Origin of the sequence: Corynebacterium sp., from assembly GCF_022712275.1 — a bacterium.
Lineage (GTDB): Bacteria > Actinomycetota > Actinomycetes > Mycobacteriales > Mycobacteriaceae > Corynebacterium.
Genome location: NZ_JALAGU010000051.1, coordinates 42,450 through 59,301 on the forward strand (window position 1 = coordinate 42,450; position 16,852 = coordinate 59,301).

Sequence of the window (16,852 nt, forward strand, 5' to 3'; positions counted from 1 at the left end):
CTCCCTGTGGTGTCTGCGTCCCGTCGGAGATTCTGAATCCCGACTCAGTCCTTGTGTTCCCCGACGAGTCTAGCCACCACCGGGCCCCGGCGGGACGCTTCCGGCGGAGTCGGTCGGACGGACGCTAATATAGGCAACCATGACAGATTCCTCCGCACAGATCGGTGTCGTCGGCCTGGCAGTGATGGGTTCCAATATCGCCCGGAACTTCGCCAACCACGGGCACACCGTCGCCGTCTACAACCGCACCACCGCCAAGACCGACGACTTCATGGCCGAGTTCGGATCCACGGGGTCCTTCGTCCCCGCGGCCACCGTCGAGGAGTTCGTCGCCTCCCTGGAGCGCCCGCGCCGGGCCCTGATCATGGTCCAGGCCGGCAAGGCCACCGACGCCGTGATCGACCAGCTCGCCGATGCCATGGAGCCTGGGGACATCATCATCGACGGTGGTAACGCCCTGTACACGGACACCATCCGCCGCGAGGCCGCGATGTCTGCCCGCGATCTCCACTTCGTCGGAGCAGGTATCTCCGGCGGCGAGGAGGGCGCCCTCAACGGCCCGGCCATCATGCCCGGTGGCCCTGCAGAGTCCTACAAGTCACTCGGTCCGCTGCTGGAGGACATCTCCGCCAAGGTCGACGGGACCCCGTGCTGCACCCACATCGGTCCCGACGGTGCCGGCCACTTCGTGAAGATGGTCCACAACGGCATCGAGTACGCCGACATGCAGGTCATCGGCGAGGCCTACCACCTGCTGCGCTACGCCGCCGGTATCGAGCCCGCCGAGATCGCCGACATCTTCCGCACCTGGAACGCGGGCGACCTGGATTCCTACCTCATCGAGATCACCGCCGAGGTGCTCTCCCAGGTCGACGAGGCCACCGGTGCACCGCTCATCGACGTCATCGTCGACGCCGCCGGACAGAAGGGTACCGGCCGCTGGACGGTCAAGGCCGCCCTCGACCTCGGCATCCCGACCACCGGCATCGGCGAGGCCGTCTTCGCCCGTGCCCTGTCCGGTGCCCGTGAACAGCGCGCCGCCACCACCGGTGCCCTGCCCTCCGGCGAACTGTCCACTCTCGAGGCCCTCGGGGTCTCCGAGGACGATTTCGTCGAGGATGTCCGCCGCGCCCTCTACGCCTCCAAGCTCGTGGCCTACGCCCAGGGCTTCGACGAGATCAAGGCCGGCTCCGCCGAGCACGGCTGGAGCGTCGACCCCCGCGACCTCGCCACCATCTGGCGAGGCGGCTGCATCATCCGCGCGAAGTTCCTCAACCGCATCGTGGACGCCTACAACACCGACCCGGAGGTGCAGTCCCTGCTCCTGGACCCGTACTTCAAGGGTGAGGTCTCCGGCCTGGTGGACTCCTGGCGCCGCGTCGTCATCGCCGCGACCCGACTGGGCCTGCCGGTGCCGGTGTTCTCCTCCTCCCTGTCCTACTACGACTCACTGCGTGCCGAGCGTCTGCCCGCCGCCCTGATCCAGGGACAGCGTGACTTCTTCGGTGCGCACACCTACGAGCGCACAGACCGCGCCGGCCACTTCCACACCCTGTGGTCCGGCGACCGTAGTGAGGTTGAGGCGTAAGTGGGCTCATCCTCCGACAGACAGTCGGCCTCGAACCGCTCCTCGGCCTCGGACGGCGGGACGCGTCGTCGCCGCGTCGTGCGCGGCAGCCGTGCCGTCGGATCCGGGAACGCCGGGTCCGACGGCTCCGGCAGTCCCCGCCCGGACGGCGGACGCGGCCACCGCGACCGACGACCGGAGAAGGTCGACCTGCAGGGCCGACCGATCCGCGACGGCCAAGGCAAAGGCAACAACCGCAAGCGCCGCCCGTCCGGTGCCGCCGGTCATTCCGAGCGCACGCAGGACGGTCAGCGCGGCCGTCAGGGACAGCAGCAGGGCCGCCGGCAGAACCGCCGGAACGGTGATCAGCAGGGACGCCCGAAGAGCAACCAGCAGCCGCGGACCCGCAACCCCGAGGTCTCCCAGGTGAGGACGCAGCGTCCCGCCCCGGAGTCCCCCGGTCCCGCGACCGGTGTGGATACCTCGGTCCGGTTCTCCGGGATGGGTCTGCCGACCCCGGTGGTCAATGAACTGAACCGCCAGGGCCTCGTGCACCCCTTCCCGATCCAGGCCGCCGCCATCCCCGACGGTCTCACCGGACGCGACGTGCTGGGCCGTGGCCCGACCGGTTCCGGCAAGACCTTCACCTTCGGTCTGCCGGTGATCAGCCGCCTGGTCGGCGGTTCCTCGAAGCCGGGGCACCCCCGTGCCGCGGTCCTCGTCCCGACCCGTGAGCTGGCCCAGCAGGTCGCCGACCGGCTGCGTCCGCTCGCCGAGGCTGTCGGACAGCGCGTCATCGAGGTCGTCGGAGGCGTGAACATCAAGCGCAACTTCACCGCTCTGGCCCGCCCGGTCGACATTCTCGTGGCGACCCCGGGCCGTGCCGAGGATCTCATCGGCCAGAAAGCCCTGTTCCTCGACCGGGTGGAGATCGTCGCGCTCGACGAGGCCGACCAGATGGCCGACATGGGTTTCCTGCCCCAGGTCCGGCGGCTGCTCGACCGCATGCCCTCCGATGCCCAGCACCTGTTCTTCTCCGCCACCCTCGACGGTGACATCAAGGTGCTCATCGACCAGTACATGAACGACCCGGTGACCCATTCCACCGGTGAGGTCACCGCGAAGGTCGGTTCGATGGACCACTACCTCGGTGTGGTCCCCGACAAGCCCTTCCGGAACGAGGTGGTCCTCGAGCTCGGTCGTGCGTCGACGAAGACCATCATGTTCATGCGTACCAAGCACACCGTCGACCGTCAGGTCAAGAAGCTTGTCCGTGACGGAACACCCGCGGTCGGCCTTCACGGTGACAAGGGTCAGGGCGCGCGCACCCGGGCGATCCGCGAGTTCACCGACGGTACGGCGACGGTCCTCGTCGCCACCGACATCGCCGCCCGCGGCATCGACATCAAGGGTGTGGATCTCGTGGTCCACATCGACCCTCCAGCCGAGCACAAGGCCTACGTCCACCGCGCCGGCCGGACGGCCCGTGCCGGTGAGAAGGGCACGGTGCTCACCCTGACGCTGGAGGACCAGAAAAAGGACACCGTCGCAATGATGCGCAAGGCCGGGGTCACCCCGACCGAGTGGAATCTCGACGCCCCACGGAACCCGCAGGGCATCCGCCGGCACTTCGGCGAGCTGGGGCTGACAGAGGGCCGGTAGGCGACAATGGACATCCTGCTCAGCATCCTCGGGCTCCTGGGCTTCGTACTGCTCACCGCGGGGACCGGCGTCTTCGTCGCCGTGGAGTTCTCGACCACCAGTCTGGAACGCTCCACGATCGACAATGACGTCGCCACCCGCGGCGACGCCGCGTCGAAGATGGTGCAGAAGGCGCACAGCAACCTCAGTTTCATGCTCTCGGGTATGCAACTGGGCATCACGCTGACGACGCTGGCCACCGGCTATCTCGCCGAACCCATCCTGGCGAAATTCTTCACCCCCCTGCTCGAACTGGTGGGACTGAGTGAATCCGCGTCGATGCCGATCGCCCTGATTCTCAGTCTGGTGGTCGCGACGATCCTGTCGATGGTCTTCGGTGAGCTCGTGCCGAAGAACATGGCGATCGCCAATCCGCTGGGTACCGCCCGGGTTCTCACCGCCCCGGTGTGGCACTTCAACAAGATCTTCCGCGGTTTCATCCGCGCGTTGAACTGGGTGGCGAACCACATCGTCCGCCGGTTCGGCATCGAGCCCGCCGACGAGCTGGCCTCCGCCCGCTCCCCACAGGAACTGAGCGCACTGGTGCGCCATTCCTCGGGCTCCGAAGGGTTCGACCAGTCCAAGGTCCGGATCCTCGACCGGTCGCTACGTTTCGGCGACGTCACGGCCGAGGACCTCATGACACCCCGGGCGAAGGTCGACACCCTCGACGTCGATGATTCGGCCCTGGTGCTCATCCGGCTGGCCCACGAGTCCGGGCACTCCCGGTTCCCGGTGGTCCGCGGTGACCTCGACGAGACGGTCGGGGTCGTCCACGTGAAGGACGCCCTGACCATTCCCGCCACGTCCCGTGCCGCCACGCTGGTCGGCACCCTGGCCCGTCCGGTACCCGCGGTACCGGAGAGCCTCGGCGGCGATGCCGTACTCCGCCAGGTCCGACTGGCCGGCTCGCAGCTCATCCTCGTCGCCGACGAGTACGGCGGCACCGCCGGCATCGTGACCATCGAGGACGTCGTCGAGGAGATCCTCGGCGAGGTGTGGGACGAGCACGACAACCGCGAGGAGGAGCAGGAGATCCGCCAGGTCGGCCGGAGCTGGGAATTGTCCGGGCTGCTGCGCTGCGACGAGCTCACCGACATCTGCGGCTACTCCGCCCCGGACGGCCCCTACGAGACCCTCGGAGGTCTGGTGATGGCCACGCTCGGCCGGATCCCCTCCGTCGGCGACCTCGTCGCCCTGCCCGCGGACGACCGTGGGATGATGGACGCCTTCGCCGACGGTCCGGAGGTCCGGTGGGAGGCGCGGGTGGAGTCCATGGACGTCCGCCGTGTCGACAAGATCCTGCTGCGTCCTGTGACGCTGACACCCCGGTCGGACGAGCCGGACGAAGGAGGTGCCGACAATGAGCGGTGACATCTGGGCAGTGGTCCTCACTGTCGTCCTGCTGGCCGTCAACGCCTACTTCGTGGGTGTGGAGTTCGCCCTGATCTCTTCGCGTCGCGACCGACTGGAGAACATGGCCGCCTCCGGCAACCGTCGGGCCCGCCAGGTGATCACGGCGACCGAGGATCTCACGATCATGCTCGCCGGCGCCCAGTTCGGCATCACCATCGCCTCGCTGCTGCTGGGTAAGGTCGGCGAACCGGCCATCGCCCATCTCATCGAGGCACCGTTCCATGCTCTCGGACTGCCCGACGATCTGCTGCACCCGCTCGGTTTCGCCATCGCACTGCTACTGGTCACGATCCTGCACATCATCCTCGGTGAGATGGTCCCGAAGAACATCGCCCTGGCAGGACCGGAATCGGTGGCGACCATCCTGGTCGGCCCGCACATGCTGTTCTGCAAGATCGCACACCCGATCATGGTGATGCTCAACTGGATCGCCCGGATGACGCTCCACCTGTTCGGTATCGAACAGCGCGACGAGCTGGATTCGACGGTCTCGCCCTCCGAGCTGGCGGAGATGATCTCCGAGTCCCGGTCCGAGGGCCTCATCGCCCCGGCCGAGGCGAACCGACTCTCCAATGCCCTGAACTCCTCGAAGCGTACCCTGCACGAGGTGATCATCCCCCGTGACCGAGTGCGCGCCCTGTCCTACGGTCCGCAGGGAATCACCGTCGGACAGATCGAGGATGCCGTCTCCGAGACCGGCTACTCCCGTTTCCCCGTCATCGATGACGCCGGAACCTACATGGGTTACGTCCACGTCAAGGACGTGCTCGACAGTGTCCTCGACCCGGCGACCGGCCCGGAGCAGCTGCTCGACGTCAATGATCTGCGTCCGCTGATCACCGTCGAGGGCGGGGCGAACTTCGATGTCGCCATGAAGGAGCTGCGCCAGACGAGCTCGCACATGGCGCAGGTCGCGGAGAACGGGGTGATCGTCGGTGTGGTCACCCTGGAGGACGTCATCGAGGAGCTGGTCGGTACCGTGCGTGACTGGACCCATGATGACTGACACGATGTCCTGCACGGACACCACCGGTCTGGAGTTGCTCGATCCCGGGGAATGGCAGCACCGCCGGGACGACCACACCCATACCGCGGACGAGCTCACCGCCGCCCACCGTGCCCGTCGGTCGCGTGGTGAGCGGCACCCGGTGTGGGATTTCATGTTCACCTACTACCCGACCAAGCCCGGCCAGTTGCGCCGATGGACCCCCGGTGCCGGAGTCGGTCTTCTCCTTCCCGGGGACGCCGACCGCAGCGTACTCCCCGGTCCGGAGAAGTTCCATCACCTGATCCACACGGCGCAGGGCGAAGTCTGGACCCTCGACACCGGGGCCTTCTTCACCGCCCGTGGCCGCGCGGTGACCTTCCTCCACTCGTTGCTGCAGGCAACCGCGTCCCGCACGCCGCGGTTCTCCTGTTTCGGTATGCACGAATGGGCGATGGTCTACCGTGACCGGCCCCGCCATCCCGAGCCGTTGCGTCTCGGCGCGGCCGGGACTGACCGGGTGGTGGAGGACAACCGGATCACCTGCACCCATTTCGACGCCTTCCGGTTCTTCACCCCGCAGGCCGTTCCCCACAACGACCGCACCCCCACCCGTGAGAACCAGCGGCAGATGGAGCAGCCGGGCTGTCTCCATGCGACCATGGACCTCTACAAGTGGGCCACGAAGCTCGGCCCGCTGGTCCCGGGTGACCTGTGGCTCGACACCTTCCGGCTGGCCTGCGACGTCCGGGCGACGGACATGGAGGCGAGCCCCTATGATCTGCGCGACTGGGGTCATGAGCCGGTGGAGGTGGAGACCCCGGCGGGACGTGCCGAATACGCGCGGCGGCAGAAAGGGTTCGCCACCCGCGGTCAGCAGCTCAGACAGCGTATGGTCGCACTCATCGAGACCGCCTACCCGGATCTCGCGACGACGACAGGTGGTGACCGACAGTGACTGAACGACCGGAGGACCGGTCCGGGACGCAGGATGGCCCGAGGCACGCCAGCGCACGCCGCTCACGGGGTATGGCGACCTGGGTCTGGGCGGTACCGGTGACGGTGGTCGTCGTCATCGCCGTAGTCATCGGATGGCTCGCGCTCTCCCGCGACGACGAGGACAGTGAGGCGTCCGGATGCCTCGCCGGAGATCTCGGCCTGCTGGTGTGGGCGGACCCGGCCGCTGAAGACACCGCCCGGTCGCTGGTGGACGCCTATGCCGCAACCGGGCCGGTGGTGCATGACTACTGCGTCCAGCCGCAACTCGAGATCAAGGACACGGCCACAGCCGTGGAGGAATACCGCTCGACGATGCCGGGTGTGGCACCGGTGTGGCTGCCGGCAGGCACTGAGCTCACGGCCGGACTTGCCGGAGCACCCGAAGACCCCCCGGTCGTCGGTACCACTGCTGAGGGACTGCCGGTGCCGCTGGTGGCCTTCGGGTCCTCTCCGATGGTGCAGGAGGACCAGGCACGGGCCGCATCTGACTTCAGTCGCGCGTCGACCGGTGGCGACAGCGGCGCAGAGGACGGCGAAGAGAACTAGGAGCTGCGGAGACGGCGGCGGGCGGCGAGCTCGTCGCCCACCGCGGCCTGACCGTCCTCCACGGACTCCCCGTCCTCGTCCCGACGCTCGGCAGGGAAAGCGGTGATCGTGCCGGTGAGTTCCTTCATCAGACCCGGCACTGCGATACCGAACACGCCCTGGCCACCGTTGAGCAGGTCGATGACCTCCTCAGGGGAGCTGCAGGCGTAGACGGTCTTGCCGTCGGAGACGAGGGTGAGGCCGGCGAGGTCATCGATACCGAAGTTCTCGAGCTTCGCGACAGCGCGGCGTATGTTCTGCAGGGAGATACCGGTGTCCAGCAGTCCCTTGACGATCTTCAGCACGAGAATGTCACGGAAGGAGTACAGCCGCTGGCTTCCGGACCCCTTGGCGGTGCGGATCGTCGGCTGGACGAGCTTGGTGCGCGCCCAGTAGTCGAGCTGACGGTAGGTGATGCCCGCGACCTGGCAGGCCGTGGTCACCCGGTACCCCGACTCCTGGTCGTCGTGGTGGACCTCGAACAGAGCGTCCTGCTGATCCATGCGTGTCTCCTCATACTCCGGCGTGCGTGTCCTCCGCGCGCCTGTAATTCACCTGACCCAAGACTAGACGGACCGGCGGAACAGTCAACCCCCTCATGCGGGAATGTGTTCGATCCACCGTCAAAGTCTCAAGTTCAACTTGACGTTGAGGGTGATGGTAGCAGAGCAGAGCAACGACAGGCGTGTAACAACACGCCTGTCGTTCAGGGAAGTGAAGAAGTTCCCGCCGACTACCGGGCGAGATTGGCCTTGACCATCGAGGCGTGCAGCGACACAAGCAGCGCACTGACCTCACGGCCGACCTCCGAGGCCCGCTCCGCGGCATTCTCGTCACGGCGGTGCGCGACCGGCTCCGTGACCCGGTTGACCAGGTCAGACTGACGGCGGGCCATGGTGACCAGCGAGCGCAGGTGGCGGGAGTCGATACCGAACTCCCCCAGCTTCGCCGCGATCTGCACCACGTCGACGTCGTCGGTGGAGAAAAACCCGGCAGCGTCCGGGACCACCATCTCCATCCTGACGAGGACACCGAGGAAATCGTCGTCGGCACCGGAGCGCACACAGACATCGGCCCGGGTGAGCCGACGCACCCGCGGGGCACGGAACTGCTCGGCGGTCACCGCACCCGCGACGGAATCACTGTGCGGGTTGATGGTGGTGACGTTGCCCGCGTCCATCGCGTCGAGACGTTCCTTGATGACCTTCAGCGGCAGGAACTCGTCACGCTGCAGGCCGAGGATGTACCGGATCCGGGAGATGTCCTCCGGGGAGAAGCGCCGGTAACCCGACTTGCTGCGGCGGGGACTGATCAGCCCCTCAGCCTCGAAGAACCGGATCTTGGAGACCTTCACGTCCGGGAAATCGGCCTGCAGGTTCTTGATAACGTCACCGATCGACGAGGTGGGGAGGATCCCCTGGCCACGGTCGAGCGTGGGAGCGTTCTCCTTCGCGGTGTTGTCGTCGGACTGGTGGGCTGCTCCGGACTGCGGACTCACGATTCTCCTCGATACCGGCTGGAACTTCGGGTCATTCAGGTCTTGATACACGTCCGCCGACCCGGACGGGGTCCGGGCCGACGGTCACATCATGCGGACTCCACGGTCCGTACCAGCCGGTCAGGCCTCCTTGGCCCCGTTGAGGAAGACCAGGCGGAACTTACCGATCTGGATCTCGTCACCGTTGCTCAGCACGGCGGAGTTCTTCGGCTCGCGGTTGACATAGGTGCCGTTGAGCGATCCCACGTCGACCACCTCGTAGTCGTCGCCGCTGCGACGGAACTCCGCGTGACGACGGGAGACAGTGACGTCGTCGAGGAAGATGTCGCTGTCGGGGTGACGACCCGCAGTGGTGGTGTCCTGGTCGAGCAGGAAACGGGAGCCCGCATTCGGGCCACGCTTCACGACAAGAAGCGCGGAGCCGGAGGGCAGTCCTTCCACACCTGCGGGTGAGGACTCGGACTGCACACCGGTCTCCATCTCCTTGAGGAGGTCAGCGCGGAAGACCGAGGTGGTTTCGACCGAGGCCTCCGGGATACCGGTGTTGTCGCTCATGTTCAGTTCCTCCTGGAATCTGGTACTGGTGACCGTTGTCGCCCCACCACGGTCGCGGAGAGGCGTTAAGCACATCAGGCGGTCTGCCTGTGAGTCGTTTTCATCATACTACCCGTCCCGAATCCGGGTGTCGCCACGTTACCGGATTACACCCGTGAAGTTACTCACCGGAACATCGAGGCGATGGAGCCCATCACAGAACCGCCCGTGGAGCTCAGCGGGTTGTCGTTGACCATGTAGGTCCAGGTCGCACTGGGCTTGTGCAGACCCAGATCGCCCAGCGACACGCCGTCGGCGGTGATCTCCGCCTCACTGAAGGTCTTCCGCGCCAGGGTGACCGCACGCTCGGCAAGTTCGCCGAACGCCGCAATGGACAGCCGGTGGAACTCGTCGATCGGGCTCTCCCTGGCGATGGCGCGCAGGTGAATCGACTCCCGCACGTCGTCGAGGTAGGCCAGGTGCTCACTCCATTCGTGGTCGAGGTGGTAGAGCATGATCTCCCGGGAGGCCTGGACCAGCACCTCATGGTCGATACCGGCGGCCTGCAGCGCACCCGCCTTCTCCACGTCGTGGTAGCTCAGGTCGTCCCAGGCGGCCTCGGTGTCCAGCACGCGGTCACGTCGTTCATTGACGATCGCGCGCTGGTCGGCGATGAGCTTGTTGTACTTCCATGTCGTGGCGTGGATGTCGAGCATCTGACCCTCGGTGACGCGCTGACAGTGGTCGACGAACTGGAGCACCTTCTTCTGCTCCATCCGACCGTCCTCGTCCGGCTGGGCGGTGAGTTCCTCACCGGCGCCACCGACTGAGACCATGTCGTCCTCCAGGGACACGAAGAAGACCGAGGAACCGGGGTCACCCTGGCGTCCGGCGCGTCCCCGCAGCTGGTTGTCGAGGCGCGCGGAGCGGAACCGCCCCACCCCCACAACGTGCAGACCACCGAGTTCGACGACCCGGTCATGCTCTTCGTGGCCCGGCTGTCCCTCGGTTCCGCCGAGGCGGATGTCCGTGCCCCGCCCTGCCATCTGGGTCGACACGGTGACCCGTCCGGGGCGTCCCGCTTCCGCGATGACCACGGCCTCGGCCTCGTGGTTCTTGGCGTTGAGCACATTGCACTCCACACCTCTCATCACCAGCGCATCGGCGATGGACTCCGACTGGGCGACGTCCTGGGTGCCGACCAGCACCGGCTGCCCGGTCTGCTGGATCTCCACGATGTGGTCGATGACCGCGGCGTCCCGTTCGCCGGCCTCGGCGTAGACGTGGTCGGCCTCGTCGAAACGCTGCGTCGGGACGTTCGGGTCGATGACACTCACCGAGAGTTCGTAGAACTGGCGCAGCTGGTCGCTCGCGGCGACCGCGGTACCCGTCATGCCGCACTTCTGGGGGTAGAGACCCAGTAGAGCCTGGATGGTCACCTGGTCGAGGATCCGGCCACCGTCGGTGACGGTCAGCCCCTCCTTCGCCTCCACCGCGGCCTGGAGGCCGTCCGGCCACCGCTGGAGTTCGGCGACACGGCCACGGGAGTTGTCGATCAGCGCGACCGCACCGTCACGCACCAGGTAGTGCACGTCGCGGACCAGCAGATGCTGGGCATGCAGGGCGACATTGACCTGGGACAGCAGGTCCCCGGCGTCGTCGCCGTAGAGGGAGTCGACACCCAGCCGCCTCTCGACGAAGGCCGAGCCGACGTCGGTGAGGAAGACATTGCGGCGGTCACCGGAGACGGTGAAGTGGCGGTCCTCGTCCATCCGACGGACCAGATCGGTGATCGCCGCCGCCGGGCCTGCACCCGGCTCGGAGCCGGCGAGCACCAGCGGTACCAGGGCCTCGTCGACCATCACCGAGTCCGCCTCGTCGACCACGGCGACGTCGGCCGGGGTACGCACGGCGTCCTCACGACGGGTGATGAGCTGGTCGCGCAGCACATCGAAACCGATCTCGTTGATTGCGCCGAAGACCACGTCGCAGGAGTAGACCTCACGACGGACGTCGGGGCCGGCCTCCTCGGCGATCGCACCGTGGGTCAGGCCGAAGAAGTCGAGCAGCGGACCCATCCACTGCTCGTCACGCCCCGCCAGGAAGGAGTTCACCGTGATGACGTGGATCTTCTTACCCTGCAGGCCGTAGCCGACCGCCGTCATCGCACCGACGAGAGTCTTGCCTTCACCGGTGGCCATCTCCACGACATCGCCGACGAGCATGCGCAGCGCACCCTGGAGCTGAACATCGAAGGGACGCATGCCCAGCGTGCGGGACGCCGCCTCGCGGACCGCGGCGAGCAGCAATGGGGCGTCCACGATGGTGCGTGCCTCGTCAGAGCCGATACACGAGCGGGCGATCTCCACGACCTCCGCGTCAGAGGCGTCGGAGAGTCGGTCGGAGGCCTTCTGAGCCTCCCCCACGATCGTCTTCGACTTCTTCTGGTTCGCCGTCGCCGACGATCCCATGGCCTTCCAGAACCAGCCGAATCCGGCCATCACACGCCTTTCGAAGAAGATACAGTCCGCTCCAGACTATCCGATCACCCTCACCACGTAGCCCGGTAGTCTGCGGTCATGGCTTCCCCGTCCGTCACTTCGGTCAATCTCACCCTGCCCGGATCCCTGCCGCGGGCCGACGGCTCCCTGTCGACGATCGCCGGCACACTCGACGTACCTGCCGCCGCCCGGTCCATGTCTCCGGAGGAGTTCCGCGAGGCAGGGTTCCGGGTAGCACTGCTCGCCCACTGTTTCACCTGTACCCGGGCAGCGCCGGGCGTGTTCCGGATCTCCCGGGCCCTGGCCCGTGCCGGGATCGCCTCGCTGCGCATCGACTTCCCCGGTCTCGGCGACTCCGGACCCGAGAACGGTGGCGTGGCCTTCGAGGACACGACCTTCAGCTCGAATGTCGATGACCTGGTTTCCGTCGCCGGGTGGCTGGAGCAGCGACTCACTGCACCGTCCCTGCTCGTCGGCCACTCCCTCGGCGGAGCGGCGGTCCTGCGGGCTGCCCCGAAGATCCCGTCGGTGACGGCGGTGTGCACCGTAGGCGCGCCGTACCTGCCCGGCCGGGCGGCGGCCTCCCTCCTCGACGCCTTCGAGGACGCCACCGATGACGACGATTCGCGGACCGTCCACCTCGCGGGACGCGACATGACCTTCCGTCGACGCTTCCTCACCGACCTCGCCGGGCGTTCTGACGAGGACGCGGTGCGCGCCGACATCGCCGAGCCGGGCCTGCGCGGCGTCCCGCTGCTGGTACTGCACTCCCCGGAGGACCGGACGGTGCCGGTCGGGGACGCCGAGCGGATCTTCGCCGCGGCGTCCTGGCCGAAGTCGCTGGTGAGTATCCGGGACGCCGACCACCTGCTCACCCGACGTGGCGCAGCACAGCGGGTCGGCGAGACGGTGGCGACCTGGGCGACCGGCATCGACGGTTGAATCGACCGCTAAGGTGGTGTGACATGACTGACATCACTTTCATCCCCACCGCCGACCTCGTCGACATCATCGGACCGGACGCCCGCAGCTGCGACACCCAGTTCCGCAACCTCGGTGCACACACCGACTTCTGTGGCCCGATCACCACCATCCGTTGCTTCCAGGACAATGGTCTGGTGAAGAAGACCCTGCAGGAGGACAACCCCGGCGGCGTGCTGGTCGTCGACGGCGACGCCTCGGTCCACACCGCGCTGATGGGCGACATGATCGCCGAGTTCGGTGTCGAACACGGCTGGGCCGGGGTGATCATCAACGGCGCGATCCGCGACTCCGCCGCCGTCGGCGGCATGGAGTTCGGCTGCAAGGCACTGGGCACCAACCCCCGCAAGTCCGCCAAGGACGGCGCCGGTGAGCGGGACGTCGTCGTCCACTTCGGTGGCGTGGACTTCGTGCCCGGCCACATCGCCTACGCGGACGCTGACGGTGTGATCGTCACCGAAACTCCGGTGTCACCTGCCGATTAGCGCAACCGAATCCGGGTGATGTAAGCTTTGCCCCGTTCGCGAGTGAGTAATCACCGCGGAAGGACGGACTGTGGCGCAGTTTGGCAGCGCACCACACTGGGGGTGTGGGGGTCGCAGGTTCAAATCCTGTCAGTCCGACAACCATCCTGCTCCGGGAGCCCGACAGGGCCACCGGAGCGGGATTCTTGTGCGTCCTACCCCAGGCGCGTCATCCGCACCGTGACGAACAGTTCAGAGGACGCCTGCCCGGAGAACATCCCCTTCAGCGGGGGCACATCGCCGTACTCGCGGGCCGTGCCGACGACGACATGGAGCTCACCGGGGACGACGTTGTTGGTCGGGTCATAGCTGAACCAGCCGTTGTTCTCGCCGTCGTTGAACCACTGGACCCAGGCGTGGGACTCGGCGTCCACCGTCTCGCCGATCTCGGCGTCCTTCTTCGGCAGGACGTACCCGGAGACATAGCGTGCGGCGATCCCCACCGAACGCAGTGCCCCGACCATGATGTGGGAGAAGTCCTGGCACACGCCCTTGCGAGCCTCCCAGGCCTGTGCGGCGGTTCCGGTGACGTCGCTGGAGCCGGACTCGTAGGTCATCTCCTCGTAGATGAGCGTGCCGACGGCCAGTGCGATCTCGTCGACGGACTCCCTGCTCTCGGCGATCTCCCGGGTGCGGGCCAGCAGGTCCTCGGACGGCTCCACCATCGGCGAGAATCCGAGGAACTCGTTGAGCGCGTCCGCGTGCTCCGCCATGTCGTCCACGGTGAGTCCGGTGCGGGTGGAGGGGGCGGCGTCCACGTCGAGGGTCGTCGTCACACCGACGATCATCTGGTCGTGGGGTTCGTGAAGCTCGAAGGAGGTCACGTGGGTGCCCCAGTAGTCGATGAAGGAGTACGACCAGGGCTTCGGGGTGATGGTCACCGACTGCTCACGGATGAGCTGCTGGGACGTGTAGAGCGGTGTCATGCGGATCTCGTTGAAGGAGTCCGAGACATGGTCGGAGTAGTTGTAACCGGTGGTGTGCACGATGCGCAGTGTGGTTGTCATTGATCTTCTTCTCCCCTACTTCGCGTGCCACGTGGACGACAGGGCGCCCTCGAAATAGCGCTGGCTGAGCGCCTGGGTGGCCACGGCGCTGGTCTCCTGGATCAGCTGGGTCAGTTCACCGAGCTGCTCGAGCGCCTCATTGGGCTGCATGAACTCGATCCGTGCGCTCATCTGGCCGAGCAGACGCTGGGCGTCGTCCTCGAAACCGGAGCGCAGGGTCGTCGGGTCCAGAGCCGAGAGGCTCTCGCGGGCCTCATCGAGGCAGAAGACGATCGAGCGCGGGCACAACCGGTCGCGCAGCAGGAAGTCCACCGAGGCGGTGAGCGTGTCCTCCTGGCCCCGGGACATGACGAAGGACTGCTGGGCGCCACAGGACTGCAGCAGCAGGTGGCGGTGCGCCGGTAGTGTCGGAGCGACGATGGTGGCGTAGATGATCCGGGCGGTCATGTCGAGTCGCTCGATGTACCGGCCCGCCATGAGGAAGTGCCAGGCCTCGTCACGGGGCATGGTGCCGACCAGGGCGCCGATGATCATCGCGCAGTGGTCGTGGACATCGCGGCAGGCCAGCGGCGGGCGCATCAGGTCCAGACGGCCGGACCCGACTTTGCGCCACGCACGGTTGATCGCCTCCCAGGAAGAGGTGGTGAGAATCTCACGGGCGCGGCGGGCACTGTCACGGCAGTTGTTCAGCGCGGTGACCATGGACTGCGGGGAGTCCGGGTCGGTGCCGAGCTGGGACCACACTTCGCGGGACCCCGCGCCGGGTTCCAGCGGGGCACCCATCGCCCGGCAGAGTTCGACACCGAGCGAGGAGGTGTCGGCCTCGGTGGACTGCTCCAGGTTGACGGTGAGGACGCGGGCCTGGTCGTCGGCGCGCTCGATGTAGCGGCCGATCCAGAACAGGGATTCGGCGATGCGGCTCAGCACTGTCCTGTTCCCTTCTCGGTGTCCCCGGTGGTGGTCTGTTGCTGCTGTTGCTGTTGCTGGTGGACCTCGTCCTCGTCGTCGCGGGCGTCGAGCACGGAGGTCTCCAACCGGTCGAGGGACTGGGCGTCCGGGTCGGGGGCCGAGATCACGCGACCGTGCTCGGACTCCGGTCCGGTGGTGCCCGAGGAGATGACCCAGGTGTCCTTGGATCCGCCGCCCTGGGATGAGTTCACGATCATCTGCCCCTCCTGCAGCGCGACACGGGTCAGGCCGCCGGGCACGACCCACATCTCCTCCCCGTCGTTGACGACGAAGGGCCGCAGGTCGACGTGACGGGGCTGCATGCCCCTGTCCGGTGTCATCGTCGGTACGGTGGACAGCTGCACCAGCGGCTGGGCGATCCAGCCACGCGGATCGGCCAGCAGCTTCGTCTTCGCCTCGGCCAGTTCCTCCTTCGAGCACATCGGCCCCATGACGATGCCCTTACCGCCGGAGCCGTCGACCGGCTTGATGACCAGCTCGTCCATCCGGTCGAGGACCTCCTCACGGGCCTCGGGCTCCTCGAGGCGCCAGGTGTCCACGTTGGGGATCAGCGGCTCCTCGTCGAGGTAGTAGCGGATGAGGTCGGGCACGTAGGTGTAGACGAGCTTGTCGTCGGCGACACCGTTGCCGACGGCGTTGGCGATGGTGACGGTGCCGTTGGCCTGGGCGGAGAGCAGACCGGCGACCCCGAGCAGGGAGTCCGGACGGAACTTCACCGGGTCGATGAATTCGTCATCGACGCGACGGTAGATGACGTGGACCTGTTCCAGGCCACGGGTGGTGCGCAGGAAGACCACACCGTGGCGGACCACGAGGTCGCGCCCTTCCACCAGGGGCACTCCCATGGTCTGGGCGAGCATGGAGTGTTCGAAGTAGGCGGAGTTGTAGACGCCCGGGGTCAGCACGACGATCATCGGGTCCGGAACACCGGGTGGGGCTGCCTTGGCCAGGGCCGCGCGCAGCCTGGCGGGATAGTCGTCGACGCGGGCGATGTTGTACTGGCCCACCGCCTCCGGCAGGGCGGAGACGGTGGCCTGACGGTTGGTGAGGACGTAGGAGACGCCCGAGGGGATACGCGCATTGTCCTCGAGGACGCGGAGGTCGCCCTCCCCGTCACGGATGAGGTCGATGCCGGCGACGTGGATACGCACACCGTTGGGTGGCTGGTATCCGGCGACGGCTCGGCAGAAGTTCTCCGAGGTGGTGATCACCGACCGCGGGATGACGCCGTCGCTGAAGACGCGACCGGGACCGTAGACGTCGGCGAGGAAGGCTTCCAGGGCACGGACGCGCTGTTTGAGGCCGCGCTCGGTGCGCTCGAACTCGGCGCGCTGGATCAGCCGCGGCACGATGTCCAGTGGGAACGGCTCCTCCTGTCCCGCGAAGTCGAAGGTGACGCCGGTGTCGAGGTACCGGGAGCTCAGGTACGAGACCCGTGAGCCCAGGTCTTCGGGGCGGATGTCCTCGAAAACCTGGTGGAGCTTCCGGTAGACCGACCGCACACCGTCGGAGGACATGAGTTCGTCGAAGGTACCCTCACGGACCGGGTACGGGGCAGGAGAATCCGTCATGACCCGACGATAAC

Annotated in this window: 15 protein-coding genes and 1 tRNA gene; 9 read left to right on the top strand and 7 right to left on the bottom strand. The window is 67.0% G+C overall.

Annotated features, from left to right (window positions below):
* The first annotated feature begins 139 nt into the window (after positions 1–139).
* From gndA to Q0A27_RS12380, 6 genes are all read left to right on the top strand, one after another.
* A complete protein-coding gene (gene gndA, locus Q0A27_RS12355) occupies positions 140–1,588 on the top strand; it encodes an NADP-dependent phosphogluconate dehydrogenase (protein WP_291475908.1) in 1,449 nt (482 codons plus the stop codon).
* A gap of 480 nt (positions 1,589–2,068) precedes the next feature.
* On the top strand, positions 2,069–3,229 hold the full coding sequence (locus tag Q0A27_RS12360) for a DEAD/DEAH box helicase (protein WP_291475986.1): 1,161 nt from the start codon (positions 2,069–2,071) through the stop codon (positions 3,227–3,229).
* Between the two features lie 6 nt (positions 3,230–3,235).
* Positions 3,236–4,642, top strand: a complete 1,407-nt coding sequence (locus tag Q0A27_RS12365) for a hemolysin family protein (protein ID WP_291475910.1) — start codon at positions 3,236–3,238, stop codon at positions 4,640–4,642.
* Positions 4,632–5,690, top strand: a complete 1,059-nt coding sequence (locus Q0A27_RS12370) for a hemolysin family protein (protein WP_291475912.1) — start codon at positions 4,632–4,634, stop codon at positions 5,688–5,690. The genes Q0A27_RS12365 and Q0A27_RS12370 overlap by 11 nt, the downstream gene beginning before the upstream one ends.
* Positions 5,683–6,627, top strand: a complete 945-nt coding sequence (locus tag Q0A27_RS12375) for a 3-methyladenine DNA glycosylase (RefSeq protein WP_291475914.1) — start codon at positions 5,683–5,685, stop codon at positions 6,625–6,627. The genes Q0A27_RS12370 and Q0A27_RS12375 overlap by 8 nt, the downstream gene beginning before the upstream one ends.
* The gene (locus Q0A27_RS12380; protein WP_291475915.1) at positions 6,624–7,214 is read left to right on the top strand and encodes a hypothetical protein; all 591 of its coding nucleotides are present in this window, start codon (positions 6,624–6,626) and stop codon (positions 7,212–7,214) included. Before Q0A27_RS12375 ends, Q0A27_RS12380 begins: the two co-directional genes overlap by 4 nt.
* Here Q0A27_RS12380 and Q0A27_RS12385 read toward each other — a convergent pair.
* The 4 genes from Q0A27_RS12385 to secA2 form a co-directional block, all read right to left on the bottom strand.
* Positions 7,211–7,756, bottom strand: coding sequence for a MerR family transcriptional regulator (locus Q0A27_RS12385; protein ID WP_291475917.1), 546 nt, complete (start codon positions 7,754–7,756; stop codon positions 7,211–7,213). The genes Q0A27_RS12380 and Q0A27_RS12385 overlap by 4 nt on opposite strands.
* A 230-nt stretch (positions 7,757–7,986) precedes the next feature.
* The gene (locus Q0A27_RS12390) at positions 7,987–8,751 is read right to left on the bottom strand and encodes a MerR family transcriptional regulator (protein ID WP_291475923.1); all 765 of its coding nucleotides are present in this window, start codon (positions 8,749–8,751) and stop codon (positions 7,987–7,989) included.
* A gap of 120 nt (positions 8,752–8,871) precedes the next feature.
* Positions 8,872–9,306, bottom strand: coding sequence for an oxoglutarate dehydrogenase inhibitor Odhl (gene odhI, locus Q0A27_RS12395; protein ID WP_014009840.1), 435 nt, complete (start codon positions 9,304–9,306; stop codon positions 8,872–8,874).
* 164 nt (positions 9,307–9,470) lie between these two features.
* The gene (gene secA2 / locus Q0A27_RS12400) at positions 9,471–11,786 is read right to left on the bottom strand and encodes an accessory Sec system translocase SecA2 (protein WP_291475927.1); all 2,316 of its coding nucleotides are present in this window, start codon (positions 11,784–11,786) and stop codon (positions 9,471–9,473) included.
* Between the two features lie 78 nt (positions 11,787–11,864).
* Between secA2 and Q0A27_RS12405 the strand changes: the two genes are divergently transcribed.
* The 3 genes from Q0A27_RS12405 to Q0A27_RS12415 all read left to right on the top strand — a co-directional run bounded on the left by Q0A27_RS12405 (position 11,865) and on the right by Q0A27_RS12415 (position 13,390).
* Positions 11,865–12,728 (top strand): alpha/beta fold hydrolase, encoded by an 864-nt coding sequence (locus tag Q0A27_RS12405; RefSeq protein WP_291475929.1) that lies wholly within the window; start codon positions 11,865–11,867, stop codon positions 12,726–12,728.
* A 23-nt stretch (positions 12,729–12,751) separates the two neighbouring features.
* Positions 12,752–13,252, top strand: coding sequence for a ribonuclease E activity regulator RraA (rraA, locus tag Q0A27_RS12410; protein ID WP_291475931.1), 501 nt, complete (start codon positions 12,752–12,754; stop codon positions 13,250–13,252).
* Between the two features lie 64 nt (positions 13,253–13,316).
* A tRNA-Pro gene (locus Q0A27_RS12415) sits at positions 13,317–13,390 on the top strand.
* Between the two features lie 56 nt (positions 13,391–13,446).
* On the opposite strand, the gene Q0A27_RS12420 is transcribed toward Q0A27_RS12415, so the two are convergent.
* The 3 genes from Q0A27_RS12420 to Q0A27_RS12430 are packed head-to-tail and all read right to left on the bottom strand — an operon-like array spanning position 13,447 to position 16,838.
* The gene (locus Q0A27_RS12420; protein WP_291475934.1) at positions 13,447–14,298 is read right to left on the bottom strand and encodes a transglutaminase family protein; all 852 of its coding nucleotides are present in this window, start codon (positions 14,296–14,298) and stop codon (positions 13,447–13,449) included.
* Between the two features lie 15 nt (positions 14,299–14,313).
* Positions 14,314–15,225: an alpha-E domain-containing protein gene (locus Q0A27_RS12425; RefSeq protein ID WP_291475936.1), complete on the bottom strand. Its 912-nt coding sequence runs from the start codon at positions 15,223–15,225 to the stop codon at positions 14,314–14,316.
* Positions 15,219–16,838: a circularly permuted type 2 ATP-grasp protein gene (locus Q0A27_RS12430; RefSeq protein ID WP_291475938.1), complete on the bottom strand. Its 1,620-nt coding sequence runs from the start codon at positions 16,836–16,838 to the stop codon at positions 15,219–15,221. Before Q0A27_RS12430 ends, Q0A27_RS12425 begins: the two co-directional genes overlap by 7 nt.
* Positions 16,839–16,852: the final 14 nt, after the last annotated feature.